Genomic DNA, 14,606 nt, shown 5'->3' with positions numbered 1-14,606 from the left:
GCCGTATCGGCGGCCGAGACCTGGGGTGTCCTCATCGCCGCCGTTGCGCTCGTGGTGCTTGCCGTCCCCGCAGCGCGGCTCACCGGTGCCGCGGGTGCGACGGCCTTGGGTGCCGTGGCGGGCCTCGCTTTCGGAGCAACGGCAGTGGCAGCACGGATGTTGCCCGACGACCTCGCGGCTATTCCCGCCAGTCCCGCCACCTGGGCATTGGTGCTGGGTGGAGTGACCGCGCTCCTGACCTACTCGGTGGCCCTGCAGCGTGGCACCGTGACGCAGGCGACGGCACCCGTCGTCGTGGGCGAGACCATCGCACCGGCGATCGTCGGTCTCACTCTGCTGGGCGATGCACCACGACCGGGGTGGGGAATCGTTGCTGCGATCGGTTTCGTCCTGGCCGTCGCCGGAGCGGTCAGCCTCGCTCGTCACGGAGAAATCGAGGAAGAGGCACCCACGACGTGAGCGACTACGGTCGGCCCCGCGCCGCGACCACCCCGAGGCAGACGATCCAGGCGCTGATGCCCACAATGTGAATGCGCTGGGACACTCCCACAGCCGATGACGGCTCGGTAGCACCGTCGAAATAGCCGAAGACGAGGCTTGCGACCACGCCGACAATCCAGAAACTCCACCACGCCAACCTCTTCAACCATCGAGGACCGGTGTCACGCGTCGCGAACCAGACCGCAGCGACACCGGCGAAGAGGGCAACGTTGGAGACCACGCTTGCGCCGTCGTGAATCTGCAACTGCAGCTGGTCGGACGGAGACGAGCAGGTCACGCTCGGCCCGCACGGAACCGGCACCACGGCCGCTACAACTGATCCGAGCGCGAAAAGCGCCGTCGCCCAGACAGCGACCTCACGCCACCGACCCGACGGCAGCGCCGACCTCACCGACGGCAGCAGGGCGACCACAAGCACGGCACACACGACGTCGGTGACGCGCAACAACATGGCGTTCGGCTCCCCCGGGGCCTCCAACTCACTGACTACCTCACCCATGCCTCGGAAACCCCGCTGCACCCAATCGATCAGGAAGTTGGCGTAGAGAAACGCGGCTACCAGCCCGACCCCGATCAAGACTCGCGAACGGATGTTCGTCATGAGCCGACCCGATCACTTCGACTACGCCGACTCGACCACTCCCGCGACCGTGGACTCGAAAGTGCCAGCAGCACAAGGATACTTCCGCCGATGGCCGGGAGATCACCGATGCCGAGCGGAGCCCGGTTCCCCAGAGTGGACGCAAAACCCACCAACGACGTCAAGGCACATGCGGACATGAGACCGAGTCGGGCCCACTGATGGCCGGACAGGACCCGCAGGGCAAGGAATACATCGATCACCGTCAACGAGACAAGTATTGCCACCACCGCCCCTACGGTGGCCGTGGTCGTCAGATCCACCACGTCGCGGCTTCCCAGCCGGACAAGCAGGCCAGGAGCCGTGAGCAGCAGCAGTGCCAGTGTGAGGTAGCAGGCGCCCCTGATCAGTGCCAAGGTCGATCCGAGCATGATCATCGCGGGACGGCGGTCCCGGCTGTCTGTCGGGGCATCGTGCTGGGTCGACGATGTCGCGACGACACTCAGATCGAGGATCGGCAGATCGCCGTCGGTGAGGATGCGATCGCCTCCCCCGTTCCGGGTGTGATATCCGGAGGCAAAGCGCTCGAGCGTACGCACCGTGACCGTCGGTGTAGCCTCCGTGAGGGTACCCACGACGAAGTCACGTTCGACGTCGATGTCCTCCTCGATCTTGTGCGTCACCTGCAAAGTGAAGAGCGACAGTCCTACTCGTCGGTCGTACGTCGCGGCACCGAGCCAATGCACCGGGAAGCCACCCGGTAGCAACCATCCCGGTGGGCATCGCCACAGTCGCAGGTGATGCCGCTTCGAGGGACTGCCTGCCACCTCGCGCTGATAGGCGAAATCCTGCTGTCGACCGAAGAGGTACAAGGGACTCACCGGTGCCTGCGCGTAACTGCGCCTCGACGCGATGCGACGCACCAGGTGCCACGAGCTGCCGAGGCCGAGATCGTCGGCGCGCGTCCAACCGGCGACATCGAAAGCCTCTTGAATCTGTGCTTCGTCGCCCAGCAATCCGAGGTTGACGGGGTCGCCCAGCAGCCCATCGCTCGTGCGCGCGCGTCCGATGAAATAGTTCGGCACATAGACGCTGGTGAGGATGCCGTGCAGCCGAGGAAGTACGAGGTAGGTGACGAATAGCCAGAAGACCACGAGCAGCGGTAGTTGCCAGCCACCGACCACGCCGTCGCGCAGCAGGACGTAGGCCAACCATATTGCCGCGACACCCGAATAGGCGAAAAATGCCCAATCCACGACACCGATGAGCGAGAGCTCACGATCCTGTGATCGGTCGATCGACATATTCCGATTCTGCACGAAGACCCACCGGCGGTATGACCGATTACTGGAATCGGCCCAAGACCCCTGCGAGGTCGTGAGTTCGCATACGCGCTGTCACACAACAGAACAGCCGCCCGAATCGTCGGCCCGTCGTGACGAAGGTTCGGTACGGGTGTCGACGGTATCGACGACGAATGCGCCGGCAAAGTCACGTGAGCCTTCGATTCGGACCAACTGGCGAAGCGCCCACACGCGGCCACACAGGTCCCGGCATTTCCCTCGGAGCGGGATGCTTGACTGGCGATCGCGATTCACTTCGCGACGGCGGGTGGGATCTGCGGCTGACCGACATCACCGGACACCTCACGGACGATGGCAAGCTGTACCTGCGCACGATCACGGACATAAGGTCCAACAGGATCGTGGGCTTCTCGATCGACTCCCGAATGAAGGCCTCATCGGCGGTGTTCCGCGATTCATAGTGCTGCGGCGCAACGAATCTCGGGTGGGGACGCTCGCCACTCGGACCGCGACAGCCACTTCCGGTGCAGGATATTCGTGATGCTCTCTTGCGCAATGGATTACGAGGTTACACCGGCTGGGTAGGTAGGTGTGGTGACAATTCCGCTCGGTGTGCCGCTCACCGACGAGGTGACCTACCATCGAATTCGAGACAATCGACAGAACCGCACACGCGGCCAGAATCACTCACCCCCACGAAGCAACCGCCGTGAGGCAGTCCCGAATGCAAGGAGTTGACGATGAATTTTCCGAGCGGGACGAGGTGGGTCTTCTTCTGGTCGGGGCTGGCGTTGCTGTGGGCCGTTGTTTCGGTGACTCGAACTCAGGACGGTGAGTTTTCGGTCTGGTCATGGGTGGCAACTTGTTTGCTCACTGCCGCCGCAATCCTGACCGGACTTCGTACATTTCGCCGCAGGCAATAACGACGAGCACGGACCGACGAACAAGTAGGGAGTCCGCTGCTGCATCGAGGGGCGGTCAATTCGATACCCTCGTCGAGCAGAGTCCCGACACAGTCGTTCCTCGAATGGCCTGAGCTGCCCGTTCTCGGTGTGATGCGCCGAGGGGTGGACTCCGCAAGGCGGAAATGACGAATTTGTCGAAAAGCTTTTTGGTTCAACCACAGTGGGGGTGGTCCGCGAGGAGGTCTCCATTTTTGCGATCACCGGCCGCCTTGCACTGTATGGTGACCGCGGGGATCGGTACGGCTCGGGAAGAATGTCGGGGGATCATGACTCTGTTCGGTGTGCTCGATCGCGTATTGACTCGACAACTACCCCTGGAACCTCCGGACGACCCCCATGCCGCCATCCTTCCGACCCCGATCGACAACGATGCCTTCTTCCTCACCCCTCCCGGCATCGAGGACCTCGCACCCGGCGCAGTGATCCGGCAGCGCACGACCCGCGGTCTGGTGCCCCGGCCGCGAACCGCCCTGCATCAGTTCATGGTGCGATCGACCGACGCGCGGGGTCTCCCCGCCGGCGTCACCGCCTCGCTGCTGATCCCGAAGCGGCCGTGGACCGGGCGCGGACCGCGGCCCGTCGTCGCCCACAACGTGGCCATCGATTCGCTCGGAGCCAAGAGCACGCCGTCGTACCGGCTCGTGCACGGTGTCGGGGCCGACCTCCCGCCGGTGATGCCGCTCTGGCTCGCTCGCGGATACGCCGTCCTCGTCGCCGATCACCAAGGCCCGCGAATGTCGTACTCCGAAGGCACGATGGCCGGCCAAGCCGTCCTGGACTCGCTGCGCGGGATGACGGTCGCCGCCCCGGAGCTCGCCGACAGCCCAGTGGTGGCCTACGGCTACAGCGGCGGCGCGATCGCCACCACATGGACGGCGCAACTGCAGCCGAGGTACGCGCCGGACGTGCGGTTGGTGGGTGCCGTCGCCGGTGGAACGCCCACCGACTTCTCGATGCTGCTGGACACCATGAACGGCACCGTCGCGGCCGGCTTGCTGGGTGCGGCGAGCATGGGTCTCGCGCGTGAGCACCCCGAGATGGTGGAGTTGTTCGGCCCGAAGGCGCTGCTGTTGGCGTCCTGGGTGAAGGACATGTCCGTCCTCCCCCTGGCCTTGGGCGGGTTGGTACGCATGCGAATCGAGGAATTGGCGTCCAAGCCCGACCCGTTCGACTCCGACATCGCGCGGCGGGTGATCGCCGCGAACCGTCCGGGTGCCGAGGCACCGTCGGCACCGGTCGCGTTCTTCCACGGGTCCGCGAGCAAGTGGATCGGCGATCGCTTCATCCCCGAGGCCGGCGTGACTGCCCTGATCGAGCAGTGGCGCAGCAAGGGTGCAAACGTGCTTTACGAGCCCGTGGCAGGCGACCACTTCATCGGTGCCATGACCGGTCTGCCGTTCGTGTTGCGTTGGACTGCATGGCAATTCGCGATCAACGGTTCGGGTTAGTTCGCCGAAGGGACGTAGCGCTGTGACCTGGTTCTTTTCTGTGCCCCCAGTCGGACTCGAACCGACACTGTGCGGATTTCAAGTCTCTGGAAGTGGATCCAACTGAACATCTCTGGACTAGATTTCTGTTTCTTTACAATATTTTTCGTACGTTACGGTCCGGCCCGGTCCATGTCCGAACGTACCAACTCGTGACACTCTCGTGACTCCGAGCTACCGCCGGCGCTCCGGCACCGGACAGCCCTGATCGGTGTCGGACAGCCACGGTACCGGGTGGACGGAGGGTGTCCTGTAACACCGACGTGCTGTGCGGACTCGTGACGACGAGACTCGTTCGAGCCAAGCCACATGGCCCCGGAGTCAGTAGGAAAGTGCGACCACGTGACGAACCAGGCGTCCGCGATCCGCAGACTACTTGTTCCGTACCAAGGGGGTGGGATGATGGGCCGTCCATTACGGCGGTCGGGGTCGACGGACGAATAAACGAAGTTGTTGGGCACCGATCGCGTGAGAACCACCGGGTGGGCGAACCTGGTGCGCAGGTAGACGCGACGCGCAGGACCTGAAGACCCGATTGGAGAATTGAAGCTGGACGGCAGCTGAGGGCAGTGAAACCGGCAGTCCCCACGCCGTCGAATCAACAGTGTGGCACCACCTGTCAGGTGCACTGTCACCCTGTGGACGCCACCCTCGCACATGATATTTGTCATGCGCGACCCGTGACGCTGTCATCGCAGACCGTGTCCATGCGCACTGGTGTCGACCCCCACGCGGAGAGCACCCTCGAATACATGACCACGCCACCCGCCCCGCCGAAACGCATGAAACCGTTCCGACAGTGGCAGGTACTGCATCGACACCTGTACACCGTCGATCACGCCGGCCCTGAAGGAAACGCGATTCGATACACCCTCGAAATCGATACAGCCAACGGCGACAACGAAGTACAGGTGTACGCCGATGGATGGTTCCAGTCCAAGCACGAACTGCCGGCCTCGATCCCCGTCCTCGGCGGGCACATCGAAGCAAACGCCTCGTTGTACGGCGTCACTCGAATGCACCTCGTGACGGCAGACGGTGCCGCGCGGCGGTTGACTCCCGTCGCCGGAACGATCGAGGACCGTCGCCGCGCACTCGATCGTCGCCACCCTACGATCAGCAGAGCCATGAGGTGGGCAGCAATTGCAATCCTCATCGCCAATCTCGTGCTCGCCATACCCTTTGCGATCGAACTGGCGACAGAACTACCCGCAATTCAGCGAAACCTCGGCACGTTCGTCTCACCGATTCAACTACCCGCATGGGCCAACACGTCGCTGATGGTCGCCGGAATACTTGCAGCGACCGAGCGCGTCCTGACTTTGCGTCGCAACAGGATCCTCGATATGGAGACGATCTGGACAGGTCTTTAGGCTTTCCTCGGCAAACAACGAGATTTCGATTCCTGAACGGTCTGGCCCCGAATTGCTGTCGATGGGGTGGTGGAGCAGCCGACGAACTGGCCGCTACCTGCCCGAGTCACGATGGCTGCGATGAGTTCGGCGCCCACCCGAGGTCTCACCGAGTATGGACAACATCGAAACGAAGATCATTGCCCGCACCGGCCGCGGCACCGCCAGCGAAAAGGAAAGCGACGGAGCCGCAGTCTGGTCGGACATTGCAGCGACACTGCGATCCGGAGAGATGACGAGTTGGCTCAACGTTCGTGGTCGTCGAGGCGGTGTCCACACCCGGCCGGTATTCGCGGCGTGGGGCGAGACGTCGTTCTTCTTCGCCACCAAAGCATCGGCGTCGAAAACTGCCCACCTGCAGAACGACAACGAGGTTTCGTTGGCCATCGACCTCGGCGAGGTGCATCTCGTCGTCGACGGTGTTGCCGAACGCCTCACAACGGCGGACGACATGCACCGAGCCTCCGCAGCCATGTTCGACGTCTTCGATTGGCCCACCGAGGTTCGAGGCGACGAACTCGACGCACCGTACGCGGCACCGACGTCCGGTGGGCCACCCTTCCAAGCCTGGGAGCTGCGTCCCACCCGCGCTTACGCATTTCCGACCCGAGACCAGGTCGAGCCGACGAGGTTCGTGTTTAGGGCGGCTGATCGTTGATTCGATGACGCCGAACGATGTACGGCTCGTGCGTCACTCTGGGGTGATCGCGTCCCAGAGTCCGCAGTGGTGCTCCGCGCGATGATCGACGAGGTGCACGCCTGACCCGGTGACCGGATTGTCGAACTGCATGACCGGGGTTTCGATACCGGTGGTGACAGGCCATTCGGCATCGTCGGCCCCACCGGGAGTGCCGGTGTGGGCGAACGCGGCCCACGCGACCACCATGTCGTCACCGAGCTCGCGTTGTCCGGGTTCGGTGAGCAGACCTTCGCTGCCGAGATCGAACAGGTACGGCAGGTCGGTGGCGTGCGCCGCCCCCTGGGGCACACCCGATGACCCCACGCCGCTCACGTCGTGCGCGCTGCGATCTGCGAATTCGTAGCTGTACACCGGTGTTCCGGCCGCAGCGAGATCGCGTGCACCGCGAGATGTCGTGCAGGCCCACGCCACATCGGTCACCACCGTGGCCCACGCAACGGGAGCCGACTCGTAGTCATCAAGCGGATACGTCGCGCTCACCGCTCCCACGTCGGCCGGGAAGGAGCTTCGAATCAACGACTCGTAATTCTCCGCGGTCACCGCGGTCGGGTCGGTGAGCAAGAGTCCGCCGATGAACGAGCGATGTTCGTCGCGATTGCCGCCGGACAGGACAGGAACCTTCAGCCAATTCCCCTGCTGGACTGCTGTCGACGGTTGCTGCGGAAGCAGTTCGGTCCCGTACGCGATCGGGTTACCGAACAACACGGCTTGCCCCAGTAGGGCATCGACGGGTCGTGCGCGTAAGCACCCCAGCGGGTCGGGGTCGGTACACCCCAGCGCAGCAGCAGCCACCGAACCCTGAGCTTCGCTGTCGGACAACGAAATCAGAGACGACGACGCAGGCAGACCGGGGAACAGCGTGCCGGCGGGCCACGCGAGGCTGCACGAGCCGGAGGAGAAAATGGCCCTGTCGACGAGGCCTACCGCAGCCGGTGATGTCAGCGCGGCGCAGACGGACGTTCCACCGGCCGATTCACCGAACACAGTAATCGAGTCGGGGTCGCCGCCGAACACCTCGGCGTTGTCGTTGGCCCAACGCAGAGCAGCCAATTGGTCTGCGAGACCGAAGTTTCCGGACCCGTCGAGTCCGGGCAGTCCCAGGTAACCGAGCATCCCGAGCCGGTAGTTCGCGGTCACCACGACGACGTCACCCTGATCGGCGAGCCGCTGAGCGTCGTACTGCGAGCCGGCTCCACTGGTGAAACCGCCGCCGTGCCACCACACCATCACCGGGCGCGGTGTCTCGCTCGCTCGGGCGGGCACGGTGACGTTCAGGAACAGGCAATCCTCGTCTGTCGACGAGACGGCCTGCGCAGTCTCTCCCGTTTGTGGACACGGTGACCCCGCGCGGGTGGCATCGAGGACGTCATCGGTATCGGGAACCGGTTCGGGACGGGTCCACCGGCGGTCACCGGTCGGCGGCTGCGCGTACCGAACGCCGAGGAACTGGTGTGTCTCGCCCACGGCGACCCCCTGCAGAGTTCCCGTCGTGGTGTCCACCACCAGATCCGATCCGGTCGCCGCGTCATTGTCCACCGACGAACAGCCAGTGGCGACCAGAACCGTCGCCGCGACGATCGTCAGTACACGCCTCATGACATCACCCGCGTGGCTGCGTCGATGGTGCTGACCAGCTCGTCGGCAAGCACAACCGGGTCGGCTCCCGCTGCGGTCAACCCGACCGCGGTGTCCAGGATGGCGCGGATGGTCAGCGCCATGAGTGTCACGTCGAACTCGCGCATCTGGCCGGCGACCTGACCGTCCCGGAGCAGGCCGGCGGTCGCCATCATTTCGGCTGCATGCTCAGGACGCTCCTCCCGCCGCAGGCTGTCCCCGGTGCGGCTGGTGTAGATCGCGGTGAGGGCCCGGAGGTGACGCGGGTAGTGGGCGTAAAACGCAATGCTCCCCCGAACGAACGACGCCACGCTGTCGCGGGGCGACTGCGCCGACAGCGTGTCCGGCTGCACTTCCCGGCGGCCGAGGTCGTAAACGGCGTCCACAGCTGCCTCGAACAACTCGCGACGTCCCCCGGGAAAGTGGTAGTTCACCACCCCTCGGCTGACACCCGCGCACTCGGCTATCCGCACCAGAGAGGCCTGTTCGGCACCCAGGTCGGCCAGAACATCGATCGCAGCATCGACGAGTTGAGCCCGTCGTGCCGATTGGAGGAACGTATGGTCCATGACGCTAATTTAGCAGGCCCTTTCAAATTCTGACACCTATGTCAGATGTCAGATGCAGACTCCGGAATGCGACGCCATGGAGCATCGGGTGTGACCACGAGGGAGTCACCGATGACGAACGAATCGGTCGAGGTGACGATTCCCGGCGATCTCGTGGTCGCGATCGTTCGCCGTGTTGTCTGCGGCCACAGCGCTCCAGCTGTGCCAGTTCTCGCTGAACCACCGACTGCCGTAGAAGAGGGTGCCGGCCCGGCGCAACAGCTCGAGATTGTGATCGTTGAACGCGTCCTCGAACGGCATGCTGGAGAAATAGTGATCGACGCCTTCGCATTTGCCATCGAGAGACGTCAGGACGGACACGACGAGTGTGCGCAGGTTCGGATGCCACCAGCGTTGTGTCGTCGGTGGAATCTTTCTGTGCGATGACATTCTCCTGCCGATGTGGTCGGTACATCGAAAGAAGGTTCGCTACGACGAAGAGGTGCGTGATGGTCGGTTACACGGCAGATATTTTCTCGACGCTCGACGGATTCGCTTCTCCACGACCAGGCACGTGGGGTGGCTACTGGGGTAAGGAGAGCGACGCTTGGCTCACTCATCGCCGCACGCAATTCGCCGAGCCCCAGCGAATGGTGTTGGGAGCCAACACCTACCGGCTGTTTCTCGATTTTCGCCGGTCACTCGGGTCGGATCCAGAGATCGACAAGGCCGGAGATGTCTGGGTAGATCGTATGATGGCGATGCCGACGTCCGTCATATCGTCCACTCTGCAGACCGACCGCACGTCCACCGTCATCGCTACCGGGTCCGCGACCGACGTCGTCTCTCGGTTGAAGACCGAGTCGACGTTGCCGCTGCGATCGCACGGCAGCATTTCGCTGAATCGAGCACTGATGGCAGCAGGCCTGGTCGATCGTCTGCAGCTGACGATCTTCCCCGTCATCACCGGCACCAACGGAACCCATCCGATCTATCGCGACGGCCCGGACTTCGACTTGGACATGATCGACAGTCGAACCTTCGACGGTGGCATTCAGGAGTTGGTGTACCGCCCTGTCCCGCACACCTAGCCCGAGCAACAGGCTCGTCGACGGAGTCGCGTTCGACCACCCGTCACCGGTCGACCGCGTAACGCATCAAGGACGATCCGGACCGAAACGCTCGGCACTCCAGCAGGCGCAGTTTCTGCGACGGGGTGCCGTCGAAGAGTCGTTCGCCGTGTCCGCGCGCGTACGGATACTGGAAGAACCTGTACTCGTCGACGAGGTCGGCCGCGATCAGATCCCGACACAATCCGATGCTCCCCGTGCAGACGATGTCGCCGCCGTCCAACGCCTTGACCCGCGTGACCTCCTCGATCGGATCTCCTGACAGCACAGTCGAATTCGTCCATCCGGGGTCCTTCATGGTCGAGGACACGACGTACTTCGCGACGCGATTCAGATGATGAGTCACTCCCGTCGTGTCATCGGTTTTCGGCCCCCAGAAGTCACGCATGCCCTCGAATGTCACCCGCCCCACCAAGAAGCCGTCCGACGCATCGCGTTGCGCGGCCAGCGCCGCGTCGAGTTCGGGGTCGAGCCCTGCTCGGTCGAACCAGTCGTCGGTCGCCTCGATCACGCCGTCGACCGTGATGTTCTGCGTGACAACCAAAGTGCGCATCATCGGAAAATACCACCGCGTCCATCCACTTCTCGTTCGACCTACGCGATGAGTTTTCGGACTTCGTTCGGTCAGAACCCGTAGCAAGATTCTCCATCCACCGATGCGAAGGATTTGGTATGCAGATAATTCATACTCTGCCAGTGTTGTTCGTCGACGATCACGAGACCGCGATCGACTGGTACACCAAGCTGTTCGGCCGTACCTTCGACCGACGACCGATGGATCCCGACGCCGAATGGGACCTCGGCGACGGGCGCGGAGTACAGATCTACCACGACCCCGCGCGGGCAGGCGGGCACGATGTCGTCCTCGGAGTCCGGGACCTCGATGACACACTGCTGGACATCGGCTCCCGCGGCATCGACGCCGAGGCATTCACAGTGCCCTCGGGGCAGTTCAAGCTGGCGGCACTCACCGACCCTGCCGGCAACAACGTGATCCTGTCCCAATCACTGACCGACACAAAGCCCACGATCGAGCGATTCATAAGTACCCGCACCATCGACGCGGCGGCGTCGGAAATCTTCTCGTTCCTGGCCAACCCCGACAATCACCAGCACACCGAACCGACCGACTGGGTCCGCGACGCTGTCGACACGTCCCCGATCACCGGCCCGGGCCACACGTTCGCGGTCAACATGTTCCTCGAGGCGGCCGGTGGACACTACGTGATGCACAACCTCGTCACAGCGTTCGAGCGCGACCGCATCATCGCGTGGCTGCCGTGTTCGCAGAGAAGCGACGGCGAACTCGACGCAGGCGGATGGTGGTGGCGCTACGACCTGGCATCTCACGACAACGGAACTCGGGTGACCCTTACCTACGATTGGAGCGACACACCCGCAGCAGTGCGAGAGGAGATCGGCGGGATGCCGGCGGTTCCGATGAGCTTCCTCGACGATTCGCTGGCGGCATTGGACGCAGCGATCTGCACCGCCAAGTGAGCGTTTCACTGGCCACCTTGGATCCCATTCTGGGCCAGTGGCGGACATCGGGCACCGTCGTGGACAGACACGGGAATGTCGAAAGTGAGATCGAGGGAACGGATTCCTACACCGCACTGCCGGGCGGACAGTGGATTACACACGACGTCGACGTCACGATCGGTGGCCACCGCACCCTTGCCCACGAACTGATCGGCGGTGCACACCCCGACGGGGGCTGGCGCATGTACGCATTCGACGACGCCTACGAGCCCGGGCTCATGCGACTGTCGTTGCACGACAACGACCTTCTCCTCCTGGAGGGCAACGGTATTCGCAGCTGGTTCCACTTCCGAGCCGGGACCCGCCACATGACAACTCGATGGGAACAATTCGACGGCGACGGCTGGACGACGTGGATGTCGATGCGATTCGACAGGATGTGACACCGGGCAATCGAACTCGAGCTCATTGTCGACGTCAGTCCGAGCCGCCCGCCGGCATGGGTGCAGCGGTGCGGAAAAGCAGCGAAATGGCGTGTTGCAGAACGTCCGCTTCCGAACGAACCCGAGCAACTTCGGCCGGGAGGGCTCGCGCTACGGACAGGCCGTCGAGTACCACGTTGAGATAGGCAGCGCGCTGGGCGTTGTCGCCCGGCGGCAGGGCACCTTCTTCTTCGAGAACGTCCAGCCAGTGTTCGATGTGCCGGAGTCCGGCCGCACTGAGAGCGTTGTACGTGTCGATGGCATCAGCGTTGAGCTCCGAGCTGAGGTAGGTGCCGAACGTCCGCCGCCATGTATCTCGGGCTTGCTCACCGGTTCCGGTGGCCGACAACACCTGCTGCATACACGCCAACAGTCGCCCCTCGGCAGGCACAGTGGTGTCTTCGATGTCATTTTTGTTCGCCACAAGCCCGGTGATTCCCGCGGCGACTTCGTCCATCAACGCTCGCTGTGTGGGGAAGAAATGACGCAGTGATCCGGTGCTGACACCTGCTCGTGCGGCGACCGCTCGGACGCTGAGCCGGGTTCCCGGATCCTCGGACACCATTGTCGCGGCTGCGATCAGAATCCGATCTCTGGTGCTGGGTTCGCTTTCGCGAGTCTTCACATTGTCCGACACCCCCCAACCCTAATACAGCGTGATACCTTCAAGTCTACTATCACGCTGTACTAATTGGGATCGAGGATCGCGCAGATGGGAATCAAACAGTGGCGCTACCGCCGCATTCGCGCCGGAGCCGGTGAGCCGCTCCGCCGCTACCGCTGGTGGCAGATGTTCGGCAGATCGCTGCGGTCGATCACGCTCACCGCACCCGACGGCACGAAGTCGGTCTACGCAGTCGATGTGCGGCACATGGGCGACGCGAAGGACGGTGAGGTGCGCGCTCGCCTCTACGTCGACGGCGCACTCGAGTCGTATGCCAAGATGCCTGCCCGCTTTCCCGTCCCCGGTGGGTACATCGAGGTCGCGGCCAGCGGATTCGGCCTCAAACGCTGCCACTACGTGCGCGGGGACGGCACCGAACAACAGCTGTCTCCCGATCCCGCATCCGCGGAGGGACGCCGCGCTCGGCTGCACCACCGGCACCCGGGTCCCAGTCGCGTCATCGGTCTCATCTCGATCCTGCTCGTCATCGGCGGCCTCTGCGTAGAGGTGCCGCAGATCATCGAATCCCTCTCTCTCATTCCCCCCATCGCCGACTCGATCGGGACCTTCACCTCACCCGTCCGACTCCCGCTCCACGTCAACCTGCTCATCGCAGTCGCCGCTGTCATCGGCAGCACGGAACGAGCTCTACGGATGCGATCGAGCTGGATAGACGATCTCGCCAGCTGAACCCCACGAAGGGAACACCACCATGCCCCACACAACTCCGGCGGGTTTCCGACGGAAGGACGAGGAGCGACGGCGATGGCCGAAGCCGGTGATGGCGGCGGCTGCCGCGTTGCTCCTCCTCGCCGGATGCTCCGGTGCAGCATCGAATGACTACGACAGCGCGAACAGGGTTGGCCTCGAACGGTTCATGGAGCAGGAGTTCGCGTTCGGGGCGTGCGATGCCAGCGTCGTGGACTCCCAGCCGCCCGTTCCCCAAGTGGTCGAGGCGGCAGAGAAGGCAGAGTGCGCGATGCTCACTGTCCCGATGGATTACGAGGATCTCGACGGCGAAACCATCGAGATAGCCGTGTCCCGTATTTCCGCCACCGGCGACAACCCGATCGGCTCTGTCCTGCTGAACCCAGGCGGTCCCGGAGCGGCGGGGACGACGGTCGCCCCGCTGGTGAATGCCTTGTGGGCGGGAGGCCCCATCCCCGAACGCTTCGACATCGTCGGCTTCGATCCGCGTGGAGTCGGTCTGAGCAATCCGGCAATCGACTGCTACTCCGATGAGGAGCGCGATGCCGACGCACCCCTGTCGGCTCTCGGCACGTGGACCGAAGAATCCGCGCGCGCCATTGTCGACAAATGCGCCGACGGCTCCGGAACCGAAGAGGTACTCGCCCACCTCGGGACACGGGATGTCGCTCGCGATATGGATGTGCTCCGCGCCGTGCTCGGCGATGACAAGCTCACCTATGCAGGAGTCAGCTACGGCACTCGACTCGGTTCGGTGTACGCCGAGATGTTCCCCGAGAACGTTCGTGCGCTCGTTCTCGACGGCGCGGTGGATCCGCTCATGGACACCGCGGATCGCAGGATCCAGCTCAGTGAAGGAGTTCAGGCTTCGTTCCAGCGATTCGCCGACTTCTGCATGACGCAGGCCGCGTGCCCGCTCGGAACCGACCCGGCGCAGGCGACCGCCGCAGCGCAAGAGCTCCTCCAACCTCTCGAGGAGGAGCCGCTGGTGGCCGCCGACGGACGAGAGGTCGGCTTCCTCGCCGCTGG

General features: G+C 63.8%; 16 protein-coding genes and 1 pseudogene. 10 read left to right on the top strand and 7 right to left on the bottom strand.

Annotation, left to right across the window (positions count from 1 at the left end):
- A pseudogene (locus tag A2J02_RS28035) lies at positions 1–459 on the top strand (hypothetical protein); the annotation flags it as partial.
- A gap of 4 nt (positions 460–463) precedes the next feature.
- Here the strand turns inward: A2J02_RS28035 and A2J02_RS03025 are convergent.
- Both A2J02_RS03025 and A2J02_RS03020 read right to left on the bottom strand, forming a co-directional pair.
- Complete coding sequence (locus A2J02_RS03025) at positions 464–1,102, bottom strand: DUF998 domain-containing protein (protein WP_068046581.1); 639 nt, start codon at positions 1,100–1,102, stop codon at positions 464–466.
- Positions 1,099–2,385: an LssY C-terminal domain-containing protein gene (locus A2J02_RS03020; RefSeq protein WP_156516056.1), complete on the bottom strand. Its 1,287-nt coding sequence runs from the start codon at positions 2,383–2,385 to the stop codon at positions 1,099–1,101. Before A2J02_RS03020 ends, A2J02_RS03025 begins: the two co-directional genes overlap by 4 nt.
- 272 nt (positions 2,386–2,657) lie before the next feature.
- Between A2J02_RS03020 and A2J02_RS03015 the strand changes: the two genes are divergently transcribed.
- The 4 genes from A2J02_RS03015 (at position 2,658) to A2J02_RS03000 (ending at position 6,907) form a co-directional block, all read left to right on the top strand.
- On the top strand, positions 2,658–2,846 hold the full coding sequence (locus A2J02_RS03015) for a hypothetical protein (RefSeq protein ID WP_156516055.1): 189 nt from the start codon (positions 2,658–2,660) through the stop codon (positions 2,844–2,846).
- A 722-nt stretch (positions 2,847–3,568) separates the two neighbouring features.
- Complete coding sequence (locus A2J02_RS03010; protein WP_442971443.1) at positions 3,569–4,798, top strand: lipase family protein; 1,230 nt, start codon at positions 3,569–3,571, stop codon at positions 4,796–4,798.
- Between the two features lie 791 nt (positions 4,799–5,589).
- Positions 5,590–6,210, top strand: a complete 621-nt coding sequence (locus A2J02_RS03005; RefSeq protein ID WP_156516054.1) for a hypothetical protein — start codon at positions 5,590–5,592, stop codon at positions 6,208–6,210.
- 154 nt (positions 6,211–6,364) lie between these two features.
- Entirely contained in the window at positions 6,365–6,907 is a 543-nt protein-coding gene (locus A2J02_RS03000; protein WP_068046569.1) for a hypothetical protein, read from the top strand.
- 33 nt (positions 6,908–6,940) lie between these two features.
- Here the strand turns inward: A2J02_RS03000 and A2J02_RS02995 are convergent, their stop codons facing one another.
- The 3 genes from A2J02_RS02995 to A2J02_RS02985 form a co-directional block, all read right to left on the bottom strand.
- Positions 6,941–8,545 carry a carboxylesterase/lipase family protein gene (locus tag A2J02_RS02995; RefSeq protein WP_068046566.1) on the bottom strand — a complete coding sequence of 535 codons (1,605 nt, stop codon included), beginning with the start codon at positions 8,543–8,545 and terminating at the stop codon, positions 6,941–6,943.
- Positions 8,542–9,132: a TetR/AcrR family transcriptional regulator gene (locus A2J02_RS02990; RefSeq protein ID WP_068046563.1), complete on the bottom strand. Its 591-nt coding sequence runs from the start codon at positions 9,130–9,132 to the stop codon at positions 8,542–8,544. The genes A2J02_RS02995 and A2J02_RS02990 overlap by 4 nt, the downstream gene beginning before the upstream one ends.
- A gap of 105 nt (positions 9,133–9,237) precedes the next feature.
- Positions 9,238–9,561 carry a hypothetical protein gene (locus tag A2J02_RS02985; RefSeq protein WP_068046560.1) on the bottom strand — a complete coding sequence of 108 codons (324 nt, stop codon included), beginning with the start codon at positions 9,559–9,561 and terminating at the stop codon, positions 9,238–9,240.
- A 59-nt stretch (positions 9,562–9,620) separates the two neighbouring features.
- Here A2J02_RS02985 and A2J02_RS02980 point away from each other — a divergent pair, with 59 nt between their 5' ends.
- Positions 9,621–10,202 (top strand): dihydrofolate reductase family protein, encoded by a 582-nt coding sequence (locus tag A2J02_RS02980; RefSeq protein WP_068046557.1) that lies wholly within the window; start codon positions 9,621–9,623, stop codon positions 10,200–10,202.
- Between the two features lie 43 nt (positions 10,203–10,245).
- Here the strand turns inward: A2J02_RS02980 and A2J02_RS02975 are convergent, their stop codons facing one another.
- Positions 10,246–10,794: a dihydrofolate reductase family protein gene (locus tag A2J02_RS02975; RefSeq protein WP_068046591.1), complete on the bottom strand. Its 549-nt coding sequence runs from the start codon at positions 10,792–10,794 to the stop codon at positions 10,246–10,248.
- A gap of 119 nt (positions 10,795–10,913) precedes the next feature.
- Between A2J02_RS02975 and A2J02_RS28950 the strand changes: the two genes are divergently transcribed.
- Both A2J02_RS28950 and A2J02_RS02965 read left to right on the top strand, forming a co-directional pair.
- Entirely contained in the window at positions 10,914–11,741 is an 828-nt protein-coding gene (locus A2J02_RS28950; RefSeq protein WP_331712057.1) for a VOC family protein, read from the top strand.
- Positions 11,738–12,166 (top strand): hypothetical protein, encoded by a 429-nt coding sequence (locus tag A2J02_RS02965; protein ID WP_068046555.1) that lies wholly within the window; start codon positions 11,738–11,740, stop codon positions 12,164–12,166. Before A2J02_RS28950 ends, A2J02_RS02965 begins: the two co-directional genes overlap by 4 nt.
- 34 nt (positions 12,167–12,200) lie before the next feature.
- On the opposite strand, the gene A2J02_RS02960 is transcribed toward A2J02_RS02965, so the two are convergent.
- The gene (locus tag A2J02_RS02960; protein ID WP_197477914.1) at positions 12,201–12,842 is read right to left on the bottom strand and encodes a TetR/AcrR family transcriptional regulator; all 642 of its coding nucleotides are present in this window, start codon (positions 12,840–12,842) and stop codon (positions 12,201–12,203) included.
- Between the two features lie 75 nt (positions 12,843–12,917).
- Here A2J02_RS02960 and A2J02_RS02955 point away from each other — a divergent pair, with 75 nt between their 5' ends.
- Both A2J02_RS02955 and A2J02_RS02950 read left to right on the top strand, forming a co-directional pair.
- A complete protein-coding gene (locus A2J02_RS02955) occupies positions 12,918–13,559 on the top strand; it encodes a hypothetical protein (RefSeq protein WP_068046553.1) in 642 nt (213 codons plus the stop codon).
- 22 nt (positions 13,560–13,581) lie between these two features.
- On the top strand, positions 13,582–14,606 hold a 1,025-nt coding region (locus A2J02_RS02950; protein ID WP_156516053.1), incomplete at its 3' end, for an alpha/beta fold hydrolase.

The organism is Rhodococcus sp. EPR-147 (assembly GCF_001647185.1).
In the GTDB taxonomy this organism is placed as follows: domain Bacteria; phylum Actinomycetota; class Actinomycetes; order Mycobacteriales; family Mycobacteriaceae; genus Rhodococcoides.
The sequence above is the reverse complement of the archived record's forward strand: the minus strand, read 5'-3'. Positions and strand labels throughout refer to the sequence as shown.

Coding starts and splice junctions, on each gene's coding strand:
- A2J02_RS03025 (WP_068046581.1), bottom strand. CDS start 1,102: ATGACGAACATCCGTTCGCGAGTCTTGATCGGGGTCGGGCTGGTAGCC.
- A2J02_RS03020 (WP_156516056.1), bottom strand. CDS start 2,385: ATGTCGATCGACCGATCACAGGATCGTGAGCTCTCGCTCATCGGTGTC.
- A2J02_RS03010 (WP_442971443.1), top strand. CDS start 3,569: ATGGTGACCGCGGGGATCGGTACGGCTCGGGAAGAATGTCGGGGGATC.
- A2J02_RS03005 (WP_156516054.1), top strand. CDS start 5,590: ATGACCACGCCACCCGCCCCGCCGAAACGCATGAAACCGTTCCGACAG.
- A2J02_RS03000 (WP_068046569.1), top strand. CDS start 6,365: ATGGACAACATCGAAACGAAGATCATTGCCCGCACCGGCCGCGGCACC.
- A2J02_RS02995 (WP_068046566.1), bottom strand. CDS start 8,545: ATGAGGCGTGTACTGACGATCGTCGCGGCGACGGTTCTGGTCGCCACT.
- A2J02_RS02990 (WP_068046563.1), bottom strand. CDS start 9,132: ATGGACCATACGTTCCTCCAATCGGCACGACGGGCTCAACTCGTCGAT.
- A2J02_RS02985 (WP_068046560.1), bottom strand. CDS start 9,561: ATGTCATCGCACAGAAAGATTCCACCGACGACACAACGCTGGTGGCAT.
- A2J02_RS02980 (WP_068046557.1), top strand. CDS start 9,621: ATGGTCGGTTACACGGCAGATATTTTCTCGACGCTCGACGGATTCGCT.
- A2J02_RS02975 (WP_068046591.1), bottom strand. CDS start 10,794: ATGCGCACTTTGGTTGTCACGCAGAACATCACGGTCGACGGCGTGATC.
- A2J02_RS28950 (WP_331712057.1), top strand. CDS start 10,914: ATGCAGATAATTCATACTCTGCCAGTGTTGTTCGTCGACGATCACGAG.
- A2J02_RS02955 (WP_068046553.1), top strand. CDS start 12,918: ATGGGAATCAAACAGTGGCGCTACCGCCGCATTCGCGCCGGAGCCGGT.